This window comes from Erwinia billingiae Eb661, assembly GCF_000196615.1.
GTDB classification, from domain to species: domain Bacteria; phylum Pseudomonadota; class Gammaproteobacteria; order Enterobacterales; family Enterobacteriaceae; genus Erwinia; species Erwinia billingiae.
Genome location: NC_014306.1, coordinates 1,289,792 through 1,312,036, shown reverse-complemented (window position 1 = coordinate 1,312,036; position 22,245 = coordinate 1,289,792). Strand labels below are relative to the sequence as shown.

Genomic DNA, 22,245 nt, shown 5'->3' with positions numbered 1-22,245 from the left:
AGGCTTGCGTCGGCGCAGGTTCCCCTCCGCCTGTTTTTATACATAAAACCGCGATTTATTTTTCCCTCCGCGAAACTTTCCGCAGCGTGACAGCGAACTGTTTATTAACGCACTTCCTGTAAACCTGTTGGAGCCCGACATGAACCGTACAAAAAAACTTCTCTGTTCTGTGACCGCCGCTGCTGTTATGAGCCTCGCGATGCCTACCCTCAACGCTTACGCCGCACTGCCGGTCGGCGCGCAGGCCCCGGACTTTAAGCTTCAGGGCGCACTGGCGGGCAAGCCGCTGACCTTCTCGCTGCAGCAGGCGCTGGCAAAAGGCCCGGTCGTGCTTTACTTCTTCCCGGTGGCCTTCAGCAAAGGCTGTACCATTGAAGCTCATGACTTTGCCGAAGCGACCGATGGCTTTAAAAAGCTCGGTGCCAGCGTGGTTGGCGTGACCGCCGGCAATACCGAGCAGATTGGCGAATTCTCTAAACTGGAATGCCGCGATAAATTCACCGTAGCTGCCGACCCTGGCGCGAAAGTGGCCAGCGAATACCAGACCACCATGCAGATCAAAGGCAAAACCGTCTCTGACCGTACCTCATATGTCATCGCGCCAGACGGCAAGATCCTGCTGAGCTTCACCGACCGCAACCCGGATACCCATATTCAGAAAGCCATGGACGCGGTGAAACAATACTCTGCTTCGCATTCCTGATCCTGAGTTTGCCGGTCACCCTTTAGCCTGCTGAGGCCCGTTATGTTAACTGCTATTTTGTCCGCCTTTTTAGGCGGCATTATCCTCAACTTTATGCCGTGCGTGTTTCCGGTGATCTCCCTGAAAGCGCTGGGTTTGCTGCGTCATCAGGGCAGTTCGTCGGCGGCACGCGCCGAGGGACTGGCCTTCCTGGCGGGCGTGGTCGTCACCATGATGGCGCTGGCGGGCATCCTGCTGGCGGCGCGGGCCACCGGTGATGCGGTGGGCTGGGGTTTTCAACTCCAGTCGCCGCTGGTCATTGCCATCCTGGCGCTAATTATTTTGGGTGCGGCGCTGAATCTTCTTGGCGTCTTTGAAGTCGGGCTTTCGTTGCAGCGCGCGGGCGAAATCGAAGTCGGTCGCAGTGCGTTAGTGCGTTCGGCGCTGACCGGTGCGCTGTCGATCGTGGTCGCCACGCCATGCTCCGCGCCGTTTATGGCCAGTGCGATTGGCTATGCGCTGGTGCAGCCGCCGGCCGTCTCGTTGGCGATATTTTTCTCGCTGGCGTTGGGGTTCGCCGCACCCTTTACGCTGGTGTCACTGTTCCCGCAGCTGGCAAAACGCCTGCCTCGCCCTGGCGCGTGGATGGATGTGCTTAAACACGGCCTCGCCTTCCCGATGTTCGGTGCTTACGCCTGGCTGGTGTGGGTGCTGGCGCAACAGGCCGGTACCGGCGCACTGGCGACGATCCTCGCCTGCTCGGTGCTGCTCGGTTTTGCCGGCTGGCTTTACGGCATCGCGCAGAAACGACGTTTTCGTGAAAAATCGCACAAGCTGCTGTATGCCGTTACCGCCGCATTGCTGGTGGCTGTGATAGCGCCGGTGACCGGCATTATCCAGCCTGGCGCCCCGCTGCCTGACGGACAAACCGCCGCAGCCGTTACCCAGGTGAAATGGTCGCCACAAACCGTTGCCGAGACGCGCGGGCACGGTAAAGCGATCATGGTGGACTTCACCGCATCCTGGTGTATTACTTGTCAGGTAAACCAGCGCACCACGCTCTCCACCACGGCGGTGAAAGAGGCGTTGCTGCGCACCGGCACGGTATATATGGTTGCCGACTCGACGAAATTTAACCCCGACATTGATGATGCGATGAACGAATTCGGCCAGGGCGGTCTGCCGCTGTACGTGGTGTATCCGGCTGATGGCAGTGCACCGAAGGTGTTGCCGCAGGTATTGACCCCGTCGATCGTGGTGAATGCCCTTAATCAGGCGAGCGGCAAAAAAGCGTGATCAAAGCAGGACGTGAAAGAAAGGCGGTGGATGGCTAAATCCGGTACGCAACGTGATGAATGGCCAGATTTGATGGCGGAAGCTCAGGCTGGAAAACAGCAGGCCTACACTCGCCTGCTGACCGAGCTGGTGCCGGTGATCCGCACCCTGGTGCATAAGCACATTGACGATGCGGTGCTGGTTGAAGACGTTATTCAGGATGTTCTGCTGGCCATTCACCGCGTCCGCCATACCTACGATCCCGCCTGCCCGTTTTTGCCGTGGCTGATGGCCATTACCCAGGCGCGATCGGTGGATGCGCTTCGCCGACGCGGCCGCCAGCGTCACTGGGAAGTGGAGGAAGAAGACACCGCCGCCACCTACCCGTCGACATCTTTTGTCGAGCCTGAGCGGCCGGAAGCGCGGGAAGAGCTGAGCCTGTATCTGAATCAACTCTCATCCCGACAGCGGCAAATCGTTGAGCATGTACATCTGCGGGAGATGACCCTGGCGGAAGCCGCCACGCAGAATAATTTGACGGTTCCGGCCGTAAAGTCACTTTTGCATCGCGCATTGACCAATCTTCGCCGTTTTGGAGCAAAGCATGACCGATCATAATGCCTTAATTGAAAAACTCAGCCGCAGCGCGGCGCCGGTAAAAAGGACGGCACCCACCGGGTGGCGCGTGGTCGCCGCGATAGTGATGGCCCTGCCCTGCGGCGCAGCGGCCAGTTTGCTGGTGCACCGCAGCCTGACCGACTGGTCTCAGCCTGGGATGGGCTGGGCGATTTTTCAGCTGGTGCTGGCGTTTATCGCCGGAACCCTGGCGATCCGTAATGCCTTTCTGACCAGCATTGCCGGTCGCCGACCGTTGAGCTGGAAATGGTTTGTGCCGCTGGCGGTGTTGTGGCTCGGCAGTATTCTGTTCAATATGCGCAGCGTTTCCCCGATTCATGGTCAGGGTGAAGGCACCAATTGCTACCTGTTTATGCTGGTAGTCAGCGTGCCGATGGCGGCAATTATGATTGGCTATCTGCGTCAGACGCGGGCAATTTATCCGGTAAAAAGTCTGGCTGCGGCCGGCGCCGGTACGGCGTGCATGGCGTTAGTGATGCTGACACTGTGCCATCCAGTTCATCTGGTTATGCCGGATTTGATCCTGCATCTGCTGGCCTTCGCGACCATTGTACTGACCACGATTGTTGTCGGTCGCAGGCTGGTCGTTCTGTAAGAAAATCCGCGACCGCAACACTTCGAAATGGTTCAACACATTCTTTTGCATTGCCAATCAAAATGATTATACTTCTCATTCGTTTTTTGGTGCGTTCAGGAATTTTCTTGCTCTGCATTGTGCGAAGTAAAAATAATAAAATCATTTTGAGGGTAAATAATGTCCTTTGCTCCTTGCTCTTCCCAGGGAACTCGCGCCAGCGGATCCAGATTCACCCCCGTTTCCACGCCGTCTTTATCACTGCTTGCCGTGCTGATTGCCTCTGCGTTGCCGGTTTCCGCCGCAGAAACGGCGCAGAAAGAACAAAACCTGGTGGTCAATGCCGCCACGGATGACAGCAGCAACACCGCAGACACCGACTACAACGTCCCCGTCACCCGCGCGGCCACGAAACTGGCCCTGACCGCCCGTGATACGCCGCAGTCGATAAGCGTGATCACCAAACAGCGTATGGAAGATCAAAAGCTGGAAACGCTGAACGATGTGCTGAAAAACACCACCGGCATCTCTGAATTTAACTCCGGCGCGAACCGCAGCAATTTCTATTCGCGCGGATTTATGATCGATAACTATCAGGTTGATGGCGTTCCGGTGCTGGTCGATCCGCGCTGGAATATCGGTGATACCCTCTCTGATACCGCGATTTATGATCGGGTCGAAGTGGTTCGCGGCGCAACCGGTCTGATGACCGGTGCCGGCAGCCCGGCGGCCTCGGTCAACATGGTGCACAAGCATGCGGACAGCAAAGAATTTGTCGGCAACGTCTCGGCCAGCTACGGCACCTGGGACAATCAACGCTATGTCGCCGATTTATCTGCGCCGCTGACCGAGTCAGGTAACGTCCGCGGCCGCATTGTGGCCGGCTACCAGGACGGTGACAGCTGGCTGGATCGCTATCACAGCCAGAAGAAATTCCTCTACGGCATAGTGGATGCGGATCTGACCGACTCCACCACCCTTTCCGTCGGGTATGACTACCAGGAAAACCATATCTCGGGCAACACCTGGGGCGGTTTGCCAACTTACTATCTGGATGGCAGCAGAACCCATTACGATCGCAGCACCAATACCGCGCCAGACTGGGCGTATAACGACAGCGACTCGAAAAAGGTCTTCGCCAGCCTGAAGCAGAGCTTCAATAACGGTTGGGAATTTAACCTGAGCGGCAGCCACACCGAAGCGACGATGGACAGTAAAGCGCTGTATATCGACGGCTACTTTGATAAAAATACCGGTATCGGCGTTGGTCCTTATGCGGGTTACGACCTGTTAGGCGGCACCGGTTATAACAGCGCCAAACGGAAAGAAAATGCGCTTGATGCCTATGTCAGCGGACCTTACGAGCTGCTGGGTCGTCAACATGAGCTGATGGCCGGCGTGAGTTATATCCGCCAGAACGATCGTTATTTCAGCGCCTTCACCAACCTGACGTCAGCCGATGTCGGCGACTTCAATAACTGGGGCAATTATCCGGAACCGGACTGGGACGATCAGGCCCTGTCGGAAGACAACACCATTCATCAGAAGTCAGCCTATATGGCAACACGCATTTCGCTGGCCGATCCGCTGCACCTGATCCTCGGCGCGCGCTACACCAAATACAGCGCAGACACGCTGACCGAGAATACCGAGAAGAACAACATCACGCCGTATGCCGGCCTGGTGTATGACATCAACGATACCTGGTCTGCTTACGCCAGCTATACCTCGATCTTTAAGCCGCAGACCTACCGCAACGCCAGTGGCGCTTACCTTGCGCCGGTGACCGGGAAAAGCTACGAGACCGGGATTAAAGGCGACTGGATGAACAGCCGCGTAACGGCGTCGCTGGCGGTCTTCCGTATCGAGCAGGATCACCTTGGCACAACGGATTACGCGATTATTCCGGGCACCAGCGATTACGCTTACTACGAGCAGGATGGCACGGTCAGTAAAGGCGTCGAGTTCGAAATCAACGGTGCGGTGACCGACAATCTGCAAATGACCTTCGGTGCTACCCGTTATGTGGCGAAAGATGGCGAGGATCAGGCATTGAATCCGACCCAACCGCGCACCTCGCTGAAACTGTTTACCAGCTATCGCCTGCCGATGCTGCAGGATCTGACGGTAGGTGGCGGCATCAACTGGCAGACTCACACCTGGGATCATGTTGACGGTCCAGACGGTGCCAGCACGATTTACGCCGAGCAAGGCAGCTATGCGCTGGTGGATCTGTTCAGCCGCTACCGCGTGACCAGGCAACTGTCGGTGCAGGCGAACCTCAACAACCTGTTCGACAAGAGCTATAACATCGACGTCGGCAGAAACACCGTTTACGGCGAGCCACGTAACGTCTCGGTTACCGCCAACTACAGCTTCTAATCTGCTTTCTGCCTGCCTCAGCAATGGGGCAGGCTCTCCCCTTTTATGCCTGCCGCGGTATACTGATGCCGACTTTACACCGCATTGCAGGGATCCAAGCCATGACGTATGACATCTTAATTTTGACCGGTACCGGGGGTGACTTAGTCAGCTTCCAGCAATATGAGGGCGGCCCAGGCTTCCCGGCAACCCTGACCTTCGACGATGAGCCTTATGACTTAACGTTGTTCAGCCAGGGGGAAAAGCGCTACCTGATCGCGCATAATCAGCCTATTGAGCATGACGTTGCCGAAGAGGTGATTGGTCAGTTCTCACCAAGACCGGTTTAATCCCGGTACCAGCAACGATAAGCCATCCAGCGGGTGGTTTTTTTTCGCCAAAATTTCAGGTCTCCGCTTCATTAACCCGTTAAGAAAACACCTACTTTTTCAATGGAATTTTTCTTCCAAAGCAATCACAAAATGAACATAAATTGCTTAAGAAATGTACTAATCATGCGTTCCAGAGTTGAGCGGGTTTGAGGGAAATTTGCAGACGTCATTATCATCAAACATAAATTCAATAAAAATCATAAAGTTGCGTATTTGATCTGAAATAGACAAATCGAACAGAAATACCAAAAACCGCCAGTAACGAAATCAATCAATCGCAGTGTGACGTAAGTAGAATTTTTATTTCAAACATAATGCTATCTTCTTTGACGATATCGCTCGGTGAGTACCTCACCGTTGGATAGCCAGAAACGGGTCCCCAGTCAGCCATTGGCACCCTTTGTTGTCATCAGATGAGAACAGGGATGAAGCCATCATGGGTTTTTAACCGTTCCGGCTTTAAACGGATAATCAAATAAAAGGTAGAAATATGTCTTTGGCGATGCACCTTAATCAACATCAGAGAAAACGATTACATCAGATTGCGCTGGTTGCTACGTTTGGCGGTTTGCTGTTTGGTTATGACACCGGCGTCATTAACGGGGCGTTCTCTTCACTGAAAGAGAATATGGCCCTGACGCCGACCACCGAAGGCCTGGTAATGAGCGTGCTGCTGATCGGTGCCGCCATCGGCAGCGTCTGTGGGGGAAAGCTCGCTGACTTCTTTGGTCGCCGAAAATATTTACTCTGGCTCTCCTTTATCTTCTTTATCGGGGCGATCTGCTCCGCCATGGCTCCTAACGTCACCACCCTTCTGCTGGCAAGATTCATCCTCGGTTATGCGGTAGGCGGCGCCTCGGTCACTGCCCCCACCTTTATTTCCGAAGTGGCCCCGACGGAAATGCGCGGCAAGCTGACCGGGCTGAATGAGGTGGCGATCGTGATTGGACAGCTGGCCGCCTTTGCCATCAATGCGGCCATTGGTTTCATGTGGGGACACCTGCCGGAAGTCTGGCGCTATATGCTAATGGTGCAGGCGATACCGTCAGTATTACTGCTGGTGGGGATGTGGCGTTCACCTGAAAGCCCGCGTTGGCTGATCAGTAAAGGTCGTCGCGAAGAAGCGCTGGTGATCCTGAAACAGATCCGTCCCGAAGCGCGTGCGGTAAAAGAGTACGAAGACATCATCACGCTGATGGAGATTGAAAAAGAAAAGAAGCTGCATACCCGTGGTGCCATGGAGATTATCTTTAAGACGCCATGGATCCTGAAACTGCTGCTGGTGGGCATTGCCTGGGCTGCGATTCAGCAAACCACCGGCGTTAACGTCATAATGTATTACGGCACGGAAATTCTTAAAACGGCCGGCTTCTCGGAAAGAACATCGTTAATCTGTAACGTGCTGAACGGGGTATTCTCTGTTGGCGGTATGCTGTTTGGCGTACTGTATCTGGTAGATCGCTTTAAACGCAAAACGCTGATCGTGTCGGGTTTCGCCCTGATGGCAACGCTGCACCTGTTAATCGCTGCGGCGGACTATTATCTGACGGGCGATATGAAGGCCACCACTATCTGGCTGCTGGGCGCACTCTTTGTGGGCGTGATGCAAGGTACGATGGGCTTCCTGACCTGGGTGGTGCTGGCTGAACTCTTCCCGCTGAAAATCCGCGGCCTGTCGATGGGTATTTCGGTGTTCTTTATGTGGGTGATGAATGCCATCGTCAGCTACCTGTTCCCGGTGCTGGAGGCTAAACTTGGCCTTGGACCGGTGTTCCTGATTTTTGCCGTCATCAACTATCTGGCCATCGCCTTTGTGATAATCGCTTTGCCAGAAACATCCAATAAATCGTTGGAACAACTTGAAGAAGAGCTGTCTGCGGGTAATTGATACCTTCACGCTTTGGAAAATGAAAGGAGACGGGCAATGATAGATACGATTACCGTAGAGAATCTTCATCTGGGATGTCAGGCAAAAAATAAGGCCGATGTTTTAGCGATGGTGGGGAAAGAGTTTAAGGCCAAGGGTTATGTCAGCCAGGACTGCATCGCTTTCCTGAATGAAAGGGAGCATCAGGTCTCTACCTTTCTTGGCAACGGAATTACCCTGCCCCACTTACCGAAATCGCAAACGGGTATCATCCTGAAAACCGGCGTGGAAATCTTTCAGTTCCCCGACGGGGTGATCTGGGACAGAAGCAACGTGATGTTTATCGCCATCGGCGTGATTGCTAAAGAGAAAGAACACATTGATGTGTTGAAAGACGTCGCATCGATTTTCAGTGATGAAATCATTTCCAATGCGCTGTCGCTGATTTCCAACAAAAACGACTTCCTGCGCATTCTTAATCGCAAATAGCGCGTAGCCCCGCAGTGTTGTGTTGCGGGGCTAGGTTTATTCGTCACAGATAACCAACACGCTGACTTTATCGTCATGGTGCATATAGAGCACAATATAATCCGTCACCATTTCGGTGAGTTCATTGCTATTGTTAAAGGGGAAGAGTGTATGATGCGATTTCAATCTGGCATTACCCTAAATTAAACAACTTCCCATAGCGACGCCCAATCACATCAAAATAATTAACATCGGAAAATTTGTGATTCTCTCGGATCCCTGCCGTGTTATAACACTGAAGAAGGCTATTTATAAATAAACAGATTAAACTGAAAAAAATCAACTCAACACTAATCGTTACACCATCTCTGCGACAAATCGCCCATTTTCAAGCTCTATCTCCCCTTCTTCTTTCAGATCCTTCAATATACGGCATATCGTGCTTTTTGATAAATGTGAGCTGTTTGATAGCAGATATAAGACGGAGTATCTATTCTTCAAACGCATTGGGAGGTTTTTCCACATATTCAAAAGCGCGATGACCTGTTCACGGGCGTCAGCTCTGCTCACCATAAGATAGTTCATTAGATCGGTATAATGTCCTGCGATGATATTCATCACATCCGCATGCGAATTATTATAATTGATCACCCGCCAGAACTGATCGTAATCAATTGTTTTTATTATGCCGTAATCAATACGCTCAAGAAAAAGTGGTGTGGGTTCCAAGGCCGGCGTTGCGCCAATGACATAGGGAGCAGACACAATGCTGAGAATTTTATTCTCATTAATCGTACGTAAAAGGAAATCGCCTTCAGTGATAAAAAATACTCTCTGGCAATTCTCTTTATTCAAAAAATAGTGCCGTTTTCCTCTGACCACTTCATCAGGCGCTGCAACGGTGCTGTAGCATGATAAAGCAGTAATGATCCGGTTGTGGTTCCTGAGCAAGCACTGAGACATACTTCACCTTCATTAATTTCGGATAAATGAAAATCGAAATACCCCTGCGGCTAACCAGAAGTTATTTCGCTAACCAAAATATCTCGAAACCTTCAAAGATAGAATATAATGCAGAAATAAATACATACTCAGGATTTTGTATCGCCAATCATGCATAATTTATAAATTAGTATCGCCTGCGAATACGGCGGGCTGCTGTGGCTTAGTATGAAATCAAAAACCTGCCGCTCCACTTGAGTCTTTACTCACATGAAAGCGTTGTGGTCATGATGCCTTCATAAAGGCCAGGGTATGTGGTATCAGGGACACTCTCCAACTGCAGATAATAATCGTTAATGAGTTCACCTTGCCACTGCCCATCAGCCGCATTCCACAGATTAGATGAGGAGGTATCCATAACGGAATACTTTAGCGTTCCCCCGCCAGTGTTTTTAATCAAGCCACTGTTGCTATCATGTTCGCCTGGCCTAAATGTCACCTTGCCATTTCCAGATGCATTTGAGCTGACCAGTATGTGTTTTTTCGCTTGGCCCGTTGTAAGATTGCCGAGATCGGCCGTCGTATTTACATCCAGGGCACAAACTGAAGCAGCGGGTAAGGTCGCGCCGCCAATACTGCTAAATCCCAACTGCGAATTCCCCCAATTATTCTCATCCGAAGCGACTATTTTAATATTTATCGACGTATCTTTTTGAGATATATTTTGTAATCTTCCTGTAAGTGATAATCCCGTAATCACCGGATTGGTTCCACCTTCCACTGCCTGCCCATCAAAGGTGGGTACATTCACCCAATAGGCGGAGTTATCCCAGCACTGCCACTGATCGGCATCCTGGCATAACGGTAGTTTTGCACTGAAAGAGCCTTGAGTGGTTGTGATCACGACATCACCGTAACCAATTATCCCTGGGTTACGTCCATTAGGTATTAGTATCAGACGCGTGAAGCCCACCTTTTTGTCAATAACTGGGTGCTCCCCCTTGTTATCAAGTTTTAAGCCAGTTATTGGGATCTCAACAATACTTGATGCCTGTATAGTCATTGCTTCACAAGGTATAACTGCACTAAACGCAACGACGTACAACAGCCCTGACAGGCGTTTTGAGCACTGCCTGGCCTCACTGTGATTTCTGAAATTCATCATTTATTCTTCTTACTCTTTTGTAGTACGGAGGTATCCCATCCTCTGTATTTTCTACACTATTAATTCCTGGGAGCCACTTGTTATTGCTTCTACAGACTCCCGATGGGTTATTTATTTCTACAAATACTCAAAATTCATGTTCACCACGGTCATGAAACTCCCCGCAGCCACGGTATCTTTTGTACCTACATAAGATGCTTTGTAATTCAGGGTATTGTCCGCGGAGGGTGTCAGGTTGCTGGTTTCTGTCACACTGCCATCGGGGTTGTATTTAGTCGTTCCATTGGTCTGATAAAAATAGAGTGCGACGCCATCAGCACCGCCGTCACTTTTAGCAATAGCGTTGCCGAAAGCCTGGTTATCCTCGCTGTCAGCACTCCCCCAGGCGCTCACCTTCACGGCAGATGCGGCGGTGCCGCAATCTTTCAGCACGATACTGATATTTTTATCACCGCCGGTGACCCCTTTACCGCGAATGTCCCGGTCAGCAATATCATTAAGCGTGACTGTCTGTGTTGCAGAGCCACTGCTCATAGTGCAAGTGTTCGCAACCACTTTCCCGGTAATAGTGATAATCGCCGTATCTGTTGCCGCATAAGCATTTCCCATTCCAACCGCAATCAGAAGTAATGCCGAGTGAGAAAGTTGAGTAAGGACACCCTTTCCGCGAGTTTTCATGTTTTATCCTCTTATCTGGATTATTGATTGCGCTTTTTGCGCGATGGCTTGGCTACTGTCCTGATTTGTCATTTGCAGTTACTGTTAATTCTGATCACCGGATCGCGCTGTTCCTTTGTTGCTGACGGCAGACGATAATCGCCAACGCACTGTTTATCGACTCCCCACTGTGCGATGACTGTTCCCTTATCCGGCATGCCTGACAGATAAACCTGCCCACCATCCCCAACTATCCCGCCACGCTCGCCAGCCTTGACGATAGTGCCGAACGGAAGCGGTTTGCCTGCGCTGGTCAGGGTCATCAGAACCCGGCTACCTGAATGGCCTTTAAATCCGGCCTTCACCACGGCACCACGGGTAGGCACCACGCGGGTTACCGTAGAATCCATATCGGTTTGATCATCCAGTGAGCCGGTATCGATGGCGATACGATTCTCACGATAAGCGGAGGCGTAAGGCCGCAGGGCATAACCCCGCCAGTCGGTTTTGACGCCGGTTTCATTTTCCACTTTGGCATTGGCTACCCCTGGCATGGCAACCAGCACGCTGGTTTCACCAAGTGATTGCCCCAGCGTCACGCCTTCATTGTGTAAAAGCACCCCTCCGCTGACGCCATAGCTGGTCTGCTTATAACTGTCACTGTAGCTATAGCCAAGATTGGTGCTGCCATACCCGCCACGATAGGAGGTGCTCAGGCTGCCGCTATTGCCTTCATTGCGCGTCATCCCCTGGCTGAGACTCCAGTTCAGGTTGTTATCTTTCAGTGCCGTGCCGCTCAGGCCGGCCTGATGGGAGATATCTCCCTGCTGGTTTCTGCCGGCGCTGTAGGTGGCATAAGCTGAGTGCGGGGCACTTTTGCCACCAAACAAGGTGCTAATCGGCAATGACATCGAGAAAAATAGTGAATTATCCGCATCGGCCTGACCTGTCTGTCGGCTGTAGCTATAGGTCACACCGTAGTTCACCTGCCCCATCGCCCCGTTAAACCCCATCTGTAGAGAGTCGTAATGGCCGTCAGTGTTCCAGTATGTCTGCCTTACGCCAGACAGGAATAAAGAGCCATGATCGCCCGCTCGCTGGGATACGCTGGCCTGGATTTTTGCCCGCTTGTTGTTATAGAGATTGTAATAATCGGTGTAAGGCTGCTTCACCAAGCTGCCGTCGGCCGCGACGGTGTCAGCCTCATATCGCCAGCCTTTCATGCCCTTTAGCGCCGTTTCATCCAGCGTATGGAAACCTTCGGTCGAATAGCGATAGCCGGTTAGCTGGAAACTGGTTCCCAAAGTATTAAGGGAGCGCGCATAGAGAAAGCGTAACGAACGTCCCTGATATTGATTACCATCGGCCAGCGTGCTGTTGGCCTGGGTAATATCCGCCGAGATCGCCCCCAGATAACCGAGGTTGAATCCCAGACCTAATAAGCCCGACAGATAATTTTCGGCGTACTGCATACCGCCGTAGCCAGTCATGTTATGCGGTAAGCCGCTGATAAGCGTGGCCTGCACAAACACTGGGCTGTTATAACTGTCGCTTGATGAACGGTACTGACCCGCCGTCAGGCTGTATTTCATCCGCCCTTCGCGCTGCAAAACGGGTACCGACGAATACGGCACGGTAAATACCCGAACGCTGCCATCGGCCTCAGTCACGGTGACTTCAAGATCGCCGCTGGAATAGACCGGGAAAAGGTCGTCAATGGCAAATGCACCAGGCGCAACAAACGTCTGATACACCGTATAGCCGTTCTGCCGGATATTAACGCGGGCGTTAGTATTGGCCATCCCTCTGATAACCGGCGCGAATCCCCGCATACTATCCGGATACATGCTGTCATCCGTGGCAATTTGCACACCTCTGAAGGCGAGAGAATCAAAGATATCGCCATCCGACGTGCCGTCCCCCAGCATCAGGTTGCTGCGCAAGGGAATGATGGCACGTTGGGCATAGGTATAGACGTGCTGCCACTTGCGGTAGTTATAGCGGTCACTGCTGTACTCATTCCACGTGCGGTAGTCGCGCAAACGCCATGGCCCCACGTTGATGCCGCCCTTAAGATTCAGATAGGTGTTGCGGCTGTCACCATAGCGCCCGCGGTTGTTACTGCCGCTGAAGCTGTAATTCATCATTGCCGCATTAATACCTTCGTCCCAGCGTTCCGGCGAAATATATCCTTGGGCGCGGGTACGCAACGCGGCTTGCGGTACGCTGATCTCCAGTCGCTGGCGCTGAAAATCGAAAGAGGTAAAGGCGCCGGGTATAAATTCTCCCGGAGAAATACAGGTGTCGCCAACGTCGGCCGGAATTTGCCGAACGTCTACGCCAAGCTCTTCCAGTTCACTGCGATTCAGACAAGCCATTAGCCCGGTGCTATCACGCACTTCTCTTTTGTTCCTGGCGTCTGGCGCATCAATAAACATCAGGCTGCGCTCGTTAACGCGGGTACCGTTAAGGTAAATATCCACTTCATAGGCGCCCGGAAGCTGATTACCTGCATTTTGCAAACGCGTCAGATCGGCCACCATCGCCGGATCGGAAGAGATCAGTTCAGGGGCAAAATAGAGCTCAGCATGCCCTGATGATGGAAACAAAGCGGCTCCCATCAGTAATGTCATGATGGACATCGGAAGACGAACTGGAGAATTCAGGGTGCTGACTGTTTTTTTATTATGTGATATTTGCATCTGAATACCTGTATTTCTGCCTGTAAACGCCTGTCGGAAAAAGAGCGCTATTTTATTTCTGCACGCATTTCTGGTGTGGCGGCACCGAAATCATTGATGGTTCTGAACGTAATACTTTTCCCAGCACTGGCCACGAGTGGCAGAGAGAGAGTGCCTTTAGGACTGACCATCGAATCGGGCAGTGTCTGATTGCCGACTTTCATTTTGGCCAGCGTGATGTGATACGGCGTGGGATTATCAATGCGCAGCTGTCCATTTATGCGTGAAAAGGTCAATGATTCAGGCGCCTTGGCCACATCTGGCTTCAGGCCTGCCGGACGAACAAAAAGCTTGATGCGCGTGATGGCGGCGAGCATCAGGATGTTTTTATTCTCAATCTCTTTTTTATCCATAGAGGGGATAGATTTGGTATTGAAGTAATAAAGACTTTCTTGATCCTGACGGATTGGTTTGCCGACATACATCAGACGCAAGGTGTTCTCATTACCCGGACCGCTGACGTAAATTGGCGGGGTAACGACAAAATCCTGGCTCTTCTGCCCGTCCGGTTGTTCAACCCATGACTGCACCATAAAGCTGGCCCGATCGGCGGTATTACGTACCGACATAGTGACTTATTTCTGACCCGCCGGATAAATGACCCTCGTGCCGCCCAGCGTAATTCCGCCCGCACTGGCAAGAGAAGGAATCAAGCAAGAGGTAGACATAACAACAGCACACAAAATATTTCTTAAATGATAATTAAACATGGGATGCCCTGTAAAAAAGTCATTGAAAAAATGCCCGCGCAGTAGTTAAAAAACTACGCAGGCGGCATAAAATTAATTACTCGTAGCTAACCTGGAAATTAACCGTGGAGTTAGCGGAGCCTGCAACAACACCATCAGCGGTAGCAACGTAAACCGCACTGAATGGAATTTCGTTGGTGCCAGCCAGAATGCGCTGGACATCTGTGGCAGTACTGCCGTTCACATTCACCGCTTTGTTATTCTGTAATATCTGGATACCGACGTTTTGTGCCGCGGTCGTGGTATCGCCCGCGCCGTTGGAAGCAGGCTGGATAGCCAGTGTGGTAGCTTCCCCAGTGGTCGCACCGTTAAAGATGATGGACGCGCTGGTATAACTGGCTGTCGTTTTCGGATCGCTCTTTTCGATACCGCTCAGGTCACAGCCGGTAAGTTTAATGGTGAAAGGAACAGCGGAGCTCGAGTCTCCTTTTGACGCAAGACGGTTGGTAGGAACCTGTCCAAGTTTCACCGTCTGACCGTCTGTGACGTTGTCCACTGCACAAGGTGCAGCAACCACAGAACCGGTAAAGTTGATCTTGCCGCCATCAACGGTTACCGGATCTACTGCGGCCAACGTTGAGAAGGAAAAAATTGCGAGTGCAGGAATCAATGATGCAATAATATGTTTTTTCATACTTACAAGTCCTTAATGATTTAATAAAGGAATGAAAATACTTAACCAAGATAAGTGATGTTTTTAGAACTCAACATTTAAATTAACGACAAAGGCAAAATAAACAATTAGTTCATCTTTTACTTCGTCCCCTATTTGGAGAGTGATTATTTCCAGAGGATGAATTTGAGAACTTATTTGACGAGAGTAATTCTCGTCTAAAACTGCATTCATCGTCAACCTGGCGATTAAAGGGTATTATTAATCAAAAAAGCACAAGGAATGGCCCTTAAGCCCGATGTAAAGAAATGTGTAAAGCAATGTTTCCTCAGGGAATACATACCCACCATAAAATCCGTTAAATGACGATAGCTAAGGCGTTCGATAAATAAAAAGCGCGTTTTTATCTTAAGCGGATGAAAATATCGATTCTCAGATGGGGATGAGATGGATGCTTTTGTTAATAGCCTGTAAGCGAGATGCTATGCGCAGCACTTTAGGCAATATTTATTTTTGGTTACTTTTGCATTGAGTTGATTAAATTTGAATGTTTTTAATGATAACCTGCAGCAAGCGATGCATCGCCAGGATGCGCATTCTCCGTGCCGCTAACAACATCTCCCACACCTGGTCGACTGCCATTGTCCATATCGTCAGCGTGCTGCTTGCCCAGCAATTATTTCACGCAACCGTAATATCCTTCCTGTGTATCAGCGGCAAAAAGTGAACCCGATACCATTACCATTACCATTACCATTACCATTACCATTGGCAATGTGAATAAAATTTCTTCCGTGTCTAAGTATCTCTGGTTGTGAATATAACAAAGGATGCGTCTTATTGGTTTGGCTTACTACTTTAACCAGGTAAACATTAAGTAACGCGATTTACGCAAACTAATGGCATCAGCAGCTGGGGCACCAGGTATTTTTACCTGCGCCATCGGAGACAGGGGAATAAACCATGAAAAGCCTTGGTTATTAAGCTGATAACGGACCAGTAAGGGACGGCTTAACATTGAATAAAACGTTAGCACTGCAAGATATGCCCGCGCGTACTGAAATAATAAGGTTTAATATGGACATGTACGGTGAGGTGGACTGGTTGGCATTAGATCTTAAAGCAGGGATATTCTGAAAGTAAACCGACAGGGAGATACTAAAAGAAGAAACAGAAGAGAGTATGGTACGCGCTTCATGATGCCAAAGTATGCAAAGGCTTGGTAAAGGGTACAAACCCAATCTGGTCCCATCAGATTGTCGGCCGGCGCCCCTCGTAAACGCGTCGGGTGTGAAAGGTTACTTTGCCGATCACATTTAGCTCATCCAGCATTATTCCCTCTATGCCATTTAGATCCAGTCAATAATCAATTCCTAAACCATACCTACACCAGAAAACTCCGAACTTGGATGACATAGGAACATGCCTGGAGTCATTCCTGTTCATGCATAGTAGGCTAAAAATTCTACACATGCGGATTACTGCTTGTGTAGTGCAAGAGTAAAACTGTTCCAATTCCCGGCTCCACGGCCGGGTTTTTTATGGCTCAAATTTGAGCAAGGGCATGTTGAAATGATACTTATCGTCACGATAAAAACTGCTAGCTTTCTAAAGATTTTTAGCTGATATCTTTCGCATCCGTGATTATTTGTACGCGAATTTCTTTGTGATTCTGAACTTCAGGAGCCGACCATAGTGTCGGTTTTTTTTCGCCTGTGATTTACAGTTTAGCATGGCACTACTATGGTTATATCAACGATATTCATCGTTGAACTTATTAGATCCACCCCTGTGCTAAAATAAGTTGAGCCCGCCGCCATGCGGGCTTTTTTTTGTAATTTTTTAGCCGTTATATTATTGGCCGATTGTCTTCGTGGAAGGTCAGGCCATTCTATGAGCTGGCACGTCGTTCCGCATATCAGGATGAAGAGGACTTCTATTCATATGAATAGAAGCCATTGATTAAGTTGTAATTTGCCGCGCCTACTCCCTTCTCAGTTGCCACAATCACCGTCTGAAACTGGGATCTGGTTTCTGGCATTGCATCTCCTACAGAAATCCACTTCATTGCATTCCCCCGTGTTGTAGGAGGAGAAATCCTAATATGACCATGCTGCAAAAAAACGCATAAAGGCTGATCTTTTATCAGGATTCCTATTGTTAAACTTAAGAGTATATTAACTGTGGGGTTTTCCCAACTGGCAAAATTACTAACAGGAACACAATGAAAAAAGTTACAGCAATCCTTCTGGTATCAATCCTCGGCATCATGTCTGCGTCAGCTTTAGCATGCCCAAAAGGACAGCATCCACATGGTGGAACTGGCTCACATCATAAAGGTGGCTATTGTTCTTTTGATTAAAGACTGGTTGGGCAAGGATGCCCATAGATTAAAAAAGGCCCACCAGAGAGGGCTCGTAACAACAATCTAAGGAGAGATAATATGGGGGAAACACACAACAACCTGTTCATCATCATGTGAATAATCTCCTTCTTCCCATGCCAGAGAATGGTTAGGAAAGCAGACTTAGGATGGCCAATGGCTCTGGTTCTTTCAATTCCAGTGATCCACTACATCTCGCTCTACTTCTTTGCTTTCAGGAAGTGGCCTAGCTTACCTAAAGCTTGCTCCCAGAAAGCAAAAACCCGCCTGGTGGCGGGTTTAATATAAGGTATCTTTACTCATCACATTAACTATGTGATGGCAAGAGTCGGAACTGAATGCCCTTCCCTTAACTGCCCTATTATCTTGCCTGCCGCCCTTTCGCCTTAAAGCTCGAAACAGAGCATATCCCCTGACATTGGATTAGAGCCGGAGAGAGAATGGCCTCTTCTCTACCTCCTAAAATAATCGCCCGAAAAATAAACCGCTCATGTGAATCAATTCGTCAGATGGCTAAACGGATGGGCATCCGCTTCTTAACTGCTCGCGGTGTGGGTCTGCTAGCAAAATCCTAGCCAAGTTTATGACACAAACACTGTATTTATATACAGTATTTTGCTTTGAAAATGATTAGTTTTCGGTTACTATTTTTCCTGAGTCAATACGATAAACTACTAAACTGAAAAGGAATTAATCATGTCTGATACAGCTGAACAACTTGCTAGTCAAGCAATTGAAAAAGTCAACGAATTGAAAGAGCTCGCTATTAATGCGGACGTAGCGCTGAGCGATGCGCAGTCACAGATTGAAGGCTATTTCAATCAGGTCGGGGAATTAGAAAGCAAAGTTGACGATCTCGAAAACCGCTGTGAAGTGTATCGAAACGAGATTTTGACCGATAGCGAGATGATTGGTTTAGCCATTGAAATCATGGATAAGATTAAATCAAAGAATGATTCTGGTGTTTTCACTATGCCTATTGATGAGCAAAATCAGCTCAATGAGACATTGATGTACCTTAAGCAACGCAAAGAAAGCATTGAACAGTATCGTACTGCCACCGATCCCAAACCACGCACCTATGAACAATATCGTAATCCGTAATACATATTTTTGATTAATGTGACCGCCTTCGGGCGGTTTTTTGTTTTCTAAATTCAGGAGCCACCTCATGCATGCAGACATAACAGACCAGCCCGCTGAGCTTGAAGAACTGGAAAGGACTATCGCTTTGGCTAACAGGCAGTAGGCGGAACCGCCGTCACCCATTTGCCGCAATGGCAATTGTGGGGAGCCATCTCAGCCGGGCGCGAGCTACTGCTGCCCGGAGTGCAGGAAAGATGATGAGCTTAATCAGTGGGCAGGCAAACAACGTAGGGTGACATGACTGAAGCAGAGAAAACCTTTGAGCACTACATGGATGAGATTATCCAGTGGGCAGGCCAGACCGGAAAGCGCCGCTTAATCTGGACCATACCGCGCTGCACTCTGGCCCGTGAGGTGTGGATGGAATTGCACGACCAAAGAAAAGCTGAGCTGTCGCGGATAGAGAAACTCGGTGATTTTCCCTGCGTGACTTTTGACGAAGCCTGCATGCGCTGGCTTGAAGAGAAAGCACACAAAAAGTCACTGGATGCCGATAAAGGCCGGATGGGATTCTGGCTGATTCACTTTGAGGGTGTTCTGTTGAAGGACATTACCGAAGCGAAGATTTACACCGCTGTAAGCAGGATGAATAACAGGAAGTCTGAGGAGCGCTGGAAACAGCGGGCTGCAGGGATGCAGAAGAAGGGAATCGATATGGGGGTTTATAAACCGGAGCCGGTTTCAACTTCAACGAAGGCGAAGCACCTGGCTTTAATGAAAGCATTGATGCGGGCGGCGGAGCGTGACTGGAAGTGGATCGAAAAAGGGCCGGTAATTAAGGTTCCTCAGGAAAGGAAAATGCGGGTTGATTCAAATACTGCATGGAGAGCCGCACTTGTTCGGGCGGGTATAGAGGACTTCCGTTTTCACGACTTGCGACATACGTGGGCGAGCTGGCTTATTCAGGCAGGAGTGCCACTGTCAGCATTGCAGGAAATGGGAGGTTGGGAAAGTATCGAGATGGTACAGCGTTATGCTCATCTGGCACCGAACCATTTGACCGAGCATGCACGTCATATTGATGCGATTTATAGTGCCTCTGTCCCAAATCTGTCCCACAAGGAAAATTTGAAGTCAGGGTGAGTCTTGCAACTCATTGAAATATAATGGTACGCCCTACAGGATTCGAACCTGTGACCTACGGCTTAGAAGGCCGGTGCTCTATCCAACTGAGCTAAGGGCGCATTGGGAACTGCGTCGAATTATACGGTGCGCACCTGCTGAGTCAACGATTTATCGGGCTGACGCGCTCTGTTGCTGCACTATTGAACAGTGTGCCTTGAAACTGTGCCTGACAGCAGCGTCCGCTTCTGACAAAATAGGCACCAATCCCCGTATTAACTCAACACAGATGGATCCCCTCTCTGATGGTAGCAAAGATTATTGACGGTAAAACGATTGCGCAGCAGGTGCGACAAGAGGTTGCGGTAAAAGTACAGCAGCGTCTGGCCGCTGGAAAACGCGTCCCAGGCCTGGCAGTCGTTCTGGTCGGTGAGAACCCGGCCTCGCAGATTTATGTCGGCAGCAAACGCCGTGCCTGTGAAGAAGTGGGGTTCCTCTCCCGCTCCTACGATCTGCCCGCCTCCACCAGCGAAGCCGAGCTGCTTGAACTGATCGACACGCTGAATCACGATGGCGAAATCGACGGGATCCTGGTTCAGCTGCCTTTGCCGGCCGGCATTGATAACGTGAAGGTGCTGGAAAGCATTTCGCCGTCGAAAGACGTGGATGGCTTCCACCCGTATAACGTTGGCCGCCTGTGTCAGCGTGCGCCTAAGCTGCGCCCTTGTACGCCTCGCGGCATCGTTACCCTGCTCGAACGCTACAACATCGATACCTTCGGTATGAATGCCGTGGTGGTGGGTGCGTCCAATATTGTTGGACGTCCGATGAGCATGGAACTGCTGCTGGCCGGCTGCACCACCACCGTTACGCACCGCTTCACCAAAGATCTGCGCCACCATGTGGAACATGCCGATCTGCTGGTGGTTGCGGTGGGCAAACCGGGCTTTATTCCGGGTGACTGGATCAAACCAGGCGCGGTAGTGATTGATGTGGGGATTAACCGCCTCGAAAGCGGCAAAGTGGTGGGAGATGTCGACTTCGACGCCGCCTCTGAGCGCGCTTCTTATATTACCCCAGTACCAGGCGGCGTAGGCCCGATGACCGTGGCAACGCTGATTCAGAATACGCTGTACGCCTGCGAAACTTTTGATGATGGAGCAGTAGAATAATGGCCACTTTCTCTTTAGGTAAACATCCGCACGTCGACCTGTGCGATCTGCTGAAGCTGGAAGGTTTAGTTGAAAGCGGCGCGCGCGCCAAAGCGCTGATCGCCGAGGGCAATGTCACCGTTGATGGCGTGGTGGAAACCCGTAAACGCTGCAAGATTGTCAGCGGTCAGACCGTGGTGTTTGAAGGTAACAGCATCTCAGTCGTCGAATAATGCCTGCTGCCCCACCGCGCTGGTGGGGCTGTTGATCCTACAGCACCACCGTTTCCCCTTCCCTTTGCGCCAGCTGATAATGGCGAAGCTCACAATGCCTGCCAATTTGCTCCGCCAGGTGGGACGAGTGGCTGGTGACCCAAATCTGGCTGTAACGGCTTGCTTCAGCAATTAACAACGCCAGCGCGGGCAATAAATCCGGATGCAGACTGTTCTCCGGTTCATTAATTGCCATAAACGTCGGCGGCCTTGGGCTGAGCAGCGCGACCACCAGGCACAGAAAACGCAGCGTGCCATCGGACAGTTCTGCCGCATCAAGCGGACGCAGAATGCCTTCACGCTGCATCAGTATCTGAAAGCGGCCACCCTGCTCTTCCACAAAGAATTCACTGCCTGGAAAGGCTTCCGCCAGCACCGAATACAGCAACTCGGTATGTCCACGCTCGCGCAGCGTTTCAAACGCCGCGGCCAGATTATGGCCGTCATGTGCCAGCACCGGTGCGCGGATACCGACCTGCGGCGCGCGAATCGGCGATCCCGGCCAGACGGCAAATTCATGATAGAAACGCCACTTGCGCATATTTTCGCGCACCTGCGAGACTTCCGGATAAAGATGGGGATCGGACAGTTGCGAAAAAACCGACTCTTCTTCATGTAATGAGGAAGGATAGGCTATCCGCTCGCCCTGAATATTATTCAGGAAGGCCGCCTGGTTTTTGCGTTCTAATAACAGCGAGGACGGTCGACGGCGTTGGCCGGATAACCAGATGTGCTCGGCCTTGACCAAGGGATCGAGGTTAAACAGGCTGATCAACGGCTCGGGAAAACCAATTTCCAGCTGATAGGCGTAATCTTCCATTTCCACACCCAGCACCATCCGTTTGCCGTTATGCTTGTTTTCGCCTCGCTTCGGCGCGCCTGCCCACATCGTTTTCTGGATACCGCCCTCGTCCGCCAGCGCGGCCGATAATCGCCCGCTCGCCGCTTCGTGCAGCAGCCGCACGGCTTTATACAGGTTCGATTTGCCACAGCCGTTCGGTCCGCTGATCACATTCAACTGCGAGAGCGGCAGTTCGACATCGCGAATGGAGCGGAATCCCGCCAGTGAGAGTTGCTTAATGGTCATAAACGCCTCCTGCAGATAGCAA

At 50.7% G+C, this 22,245-nt stretch carries 18 protein-coding genes, 1 tRNA gene and 1 pseudogene; 12 read left to right on the top strand and 8 right to left on the bottom strand.

Annotated elements, in window-relative coordinates; all coding sequences use genetic code 11:
* Window positions 1-139: 139 nt before the first annotated feature.
* The 8 genes from EBC_RS07400 (at window position 140) to EBC_RS07365 (ending at window position 8,276) form a co-directional block, all read left to right on the top strand.
* On the top strand, window positions 140-703 hold the full coding sequence (locus EBC_RS07400) for a peroxiredoxin (RefSeq protein ID WP_013201172.1): 564 nt from the start codon (window positions 140-142) through the stop codon (window positions 701-703).
* A 42-nt stretch (window positions 704-745) separates the two neighbouring features.
* Entirely contained in the window at window positions 746-1,978 is a 1,233-nt protein-coding gene (locus tag EBC_RS07395; RefSeq protein WP_013201171.1) for a protein-disulfide reductase DsbD family protein, read from the top strand.
* A 30-nt stretch (window positions 1,979-2,008) separates the two neighbouring features.
* Window positions 2,009-2,575: a sigma-70 family RNA polymerase sigma factor gene (locus EBC_RS07390; protein ID WP_013201170.1), complete on the top strand. Its 567-nt coding sequence runs from the start codon at window positions 2,009-2,011 to the stop codon at window positions 2,573-2,575.
* On the top strand, window positions 2,562-3,188 hold the full coding sequence (locus tag EBC_RS07385; protein WP_041691935.1) for a DUF1109 domain-containing protein: 627 nt from the start codon (window positions 2,562-2,564) through the stop codon (window positions 3,186-3,188). Before EBC_RS07390 ends, EBC_RS07385 begins: the two co-directional genes overlap by 14 nt.
* A 159-nt stretch (window positions 3,189-3,347) precedes the next feature.
* Window positions 3,348-5,549 carry a ferric-rhodotorulic acid/ferric-coprogen receptor FhuE gene (gene fhuE / locus EBC_RS07380; RefSeq protein ID WP_081461028.1) on the top strand — a complete coding sequence of 734 codons (2,202 nt, stop codon included), beginning with the start codon at window positions 3,348-3,350 and terminating at the stop codon, window positions 5,547-5,549.
* 101 nt (window positions 5,550-5,650) lie between these two features.
* Complete coding sequence (locus tag EBC_RS07375; RefSeq protein WP_013201167.1) at window positions 5,651-5,878, top strand: hypothetical protein; 228 nt, start codon at window positions 5,651-5,653, stop codon at window positions 5,876-5,878.
* Between the two features lie 532 nt (window positions 5,879-6,410).
* Window positions 6,411-7,808, top strand: a complete 1,398-nt coding sequence (locus tag EBC_RS07370) for a sugar porter family MFS transporter (protein WP_013201166.1) — start codon at window positions 6,411-6,413, stop codon at window positions 7,806-7,808.
* Window positions 7,809-7,844: 36 nt separating this feature from the next.
* Window positions 7,845-8,276: a PTS sugar transporter subunit IIA gene (locus tag EBC_RS07365; RefSeq protein WP_013201165.1), complete on the top strand. Its 432-nt coding sequence runs from the start codon at window positions 7,845-7,847 to the stop codon at window positions 8,274-8,276.
* Between the two features lie 336 nt (window positions 8,277-8,612).
* Here EBC_RS07365 and EBC_RS07360 read toward each other — a convergent pair whose 3' ends face one another.
* The 6 genes from EBC_RS07360 to EBC_RS07335 all read right to left on the bottom strand — a co-directional run bounded on the left by EBC_RS07360 (window position 8,613) and on the right by EBC_RS07335 (window position 15,143).
* Entirely contained in the window at window positions 8,613-9,218 is a 606-nt protein-coding gene (locus EBC_RS07360) for a cyclic nucleotide-binding domain-containing protein (protein ID WP_013201164.1), read from the bottom strand.
* A 241-nt stretch (window positions 9,219-9,459) separates the two neighbouring features.
* On the bottom strand, window positions 9,460-10,362 hold the full coding sequence (locus tag EBC_RS07355) for a hypothetical protein (RefSeq protein ID WP_013201163.1): 903 nt from the start codon (window positions 10,360-10,362) through the stop codon (window positions 9,460-9,462).
* A 117-nt stretch (window positions 10,363-10,479) separates the two neighbouring features.
* Window positions 10,480-11,040 (bottom strand): fimbrial protein, encoded by a 561-nt coding sequence (locus EBC_RS07350; protein ID WP_013201162.1) that lies wholly within the window; start codon window positions 11,038-11,040, stop codon window positions 10,480-10,482.
* A gap of 68 nt (window positions 11,041-11,108) precedes the next feature.
* Window positions 11,109-13,652, bottom strand: coding sequence for a fimbria/pilus outer membrane usher protein (locus EBC_RS07345; RefSeq protein WP_231853681.1), 2,544 nt, complete (start codon window positions 13,650-13,652; stop codon window positions 11,109-11,111).
* Between the two features lie 116 nt (window positions 13,653-13,768).
* Window positions 13,769-14,329: a fimbria/pilus periplasmic chaperone gene (locus EBC_RS07340; protein ID WP_013201160.1), complete on the bottom strand. Its 561-nt coding sequence runs from the start codon at window positions 14,327-14,329 to the stop codon at window positions 13,769-13,771.
* 217 nt (window positions 14,330-14,546) lie between these two features.
* Window positions 14,547-15,143 (bottom strand): fimbrial protein, encoded by a 597-nt coding sequence (locus EBC_RS07335; protein WP_013201159.1) that lies wholly within the window; start codon window positions 15,141-15,143, stop codon window positions 14,547-14,549.
* A 3,058-nt stretch (window positions 15,144-18,201) separates the two neighbouring features.
* Between EBC_RS07335 and EBC_RS07330 the strand changes: the two genes are divergently transcribed.
* Together EBC_RS07330 and EBC_RS07325 are read left to right on the top strand one after the other, a co-directional pair.
* Entirely contained in the window at window positions 18,202-18,609 is a 408-nt protein-coding gene (locus EBC_RS07330; protein WP_013201158.1) for a hypothetical protein, read from the top strand.
* A 405-nt stretch (window positions 18,610-19,014) separates the two neighbouring features.
* A pseudogene (locus EBC_RS07325) lies at window positions 19,015-19,734 on the top strand (site-specific integrase); the annotation flags it as partial.
* Window positions 19,735-19,758: 24 nt separating this feature from the next.
* Here EBC_RS07325 and EBC_RS07320 read toward each other — a convergent pair.
* Window positions 19,759-19,835, bottom strand: a tRNA-Arg gene (locus tag EBC_RS07320).
* A gap of 183 nt (window positions 19,836-20,018) precedes the next feature.
* On the opposite strand from EBC_RS07320, the gene folD reads away from it, so the two are divergent.
* Together folD and ybcJ are read left to right on the top strand one after the other, a co-directional pair.
* Window positions 20,019-20,885: a bifunctional methylenetetrahydrofolate dehydrogenase/methenyltetrahydrofolate cyclohydrolase FolD gene (gene folD / locus EBC_RS07315; protein WP_013201156.1), complete on the top strand. Its 867-nt coding sequence runs from the start codon at window positions 20,019-20,021 to the stop codon at window positions 20,883-20,885.
* A complete protein-coding gene (ybcJ, locus tag EBC_RS07310) occupies window positions 20,885-21,097 on the top strand; it encodes a ribosome-associated protein YbcJ (protein ID WP_013201155.1) in 213 nt (70 codons plus the stop codon). Before folD ends, ybcJ begins: the two co-directional genes overlap by 1 nt.
* Before the next feature lie 37 nt (window positions 21,098-21,134).
* Here ybcJ and EBC_RS07305 read toward each other — a convergent pair whose 3' ends face one another.
* Entirely contained in the window at window positions 21,135-22,223 is a 1,089-nt protein-coding gene (locus EBC_RS07305) for an AAA family ATPase (RefSeq protein WP_013201154.1), read from the bottom strand.
* Window positions 22,224-22,245 lie beyond the last annotated feature (22 nt).

Bases quoted from the DNA above. Each gene is read 5' to 3' on its own strand.
- EBC_RS07400 (WP_013201172.1), top strand. From the start codon at position 140: ATGAACCGTACAAAAAAACTTCTCTGTTCTGTGACCGCCGCTGCTGTT.
- EBC_RS07395 (WP_013201171.1), top strand. From the start codon at position 746: ATGTTAACTGCTATTTTGTCCGCCTTTTTAGGCGGCATTATCCTCAAC.
- EBC_RS07390 (WP_013201170.1), top strand. From the start codon at position 2,009: ATGGCTAAATCCGGTACGCAACGTGATGAATGGCCAGATTTGATGGCG.
- EBC_RS07385 (WP_041691935.1), top strand. From the start codon at position 2,562: ATGACCGATCATAATGCCTTAATTGAAAAACTCAGCCGCAGCGCGGCG.
- fhuE (WP_081461028.1), top strand. From the start codon at position 3,348: ATGTCCTTTGCTCCTTGCTCTTCCCAGGGAACTCGCGCCAGCGGATCC.
- EBC_RS07375 (WP_013201167.1), top strand. From the start codon at position 5,651: ATGACGTATGACATCTTAATTTTGACCGGTACCGGGGGTGACTTAGTC.
- EBC_RS07370 (WP_013201166.1), top strand. From the start codon at position 6,411: ATGTCTTTGGCGATGCACCTTAATCAACATCAGAGAAAACGATTACAT.
- EBC_RS07365 (WP_013201165.1), top strand. From the start codon at position 7,845: ATGATAGATACGATTACCGTAGAGAATCTTCATCTGGGATGTCAGGCA.
- EBC_RS07360 (WP_013201164.1), bottom strand. From the start codon at position 9,218: ATGTCTCAGTGCTTGCTCAGGAACCACAACCGGATCATTACTGCTTTA.
- EBC_RS07355 (WP_013201163.1), bottom strand. From the start codon at position 10,362: ATGATGAATTTCAGAAATCACAGTGAGGCCAGGCAGTGCTCAAAACGC.
- EBC_RS07350 (WP_013201162.1), bottom strand. From the start codon at position 11,040: ATGAAAACTCGCGGAAAGGGTGTCCTTACTCAACTTTCTCACTCGGCA.
- EBC_RS07345 (WP_231853681.1), bottom strand. From the start codon at position 13,652: ATGACATTACTGATGGGAGCCGCTTTGTTTCCATCATCAGGGCATGCT.
- EBC_RS07340 (WP_013201160.1), bottom strand. From the start codon at position 14,329: ATGTCGGTACGTAATACCGCCGATCGGGCCAGCTTTATGGTGCAGTCA.
- EBC_RS07335 (WP_013201159.1), bottom strand. From the start codon at position 15,143: ATGAAAAAACATATTATTGCATCATTGATTCCTGCACTCGCAATTTTT.
- EBC_RS07330 (WP_013201158.1), top strand. From the start codon at position 18,202: ATGTCTGATACAGCTGAACAACTTGCTAGTCAAGCAATTGAAAAAGTC.
- folD (WP_013201156.1), top strand. From the start codon at position 20,019: ATGGTAGCAAAGATTATTGACGGTAAAACGATTGCGCAGCAGGTGCGA.
- ybcJ (WP_013201155.1), top strand. From the start codon at position 20,885: ATGGCCACTTTCTCTTTAGGTAAACATCCGCACGTCGACCTGTGCGAT.
- EBC_RS07305 (WP_013201154.1), bottom strand. From the start codon at position 22,223: ATGACCATTAAGCAACTCTCACTGGCGGGATTCCGCTCCATTCGCGAT.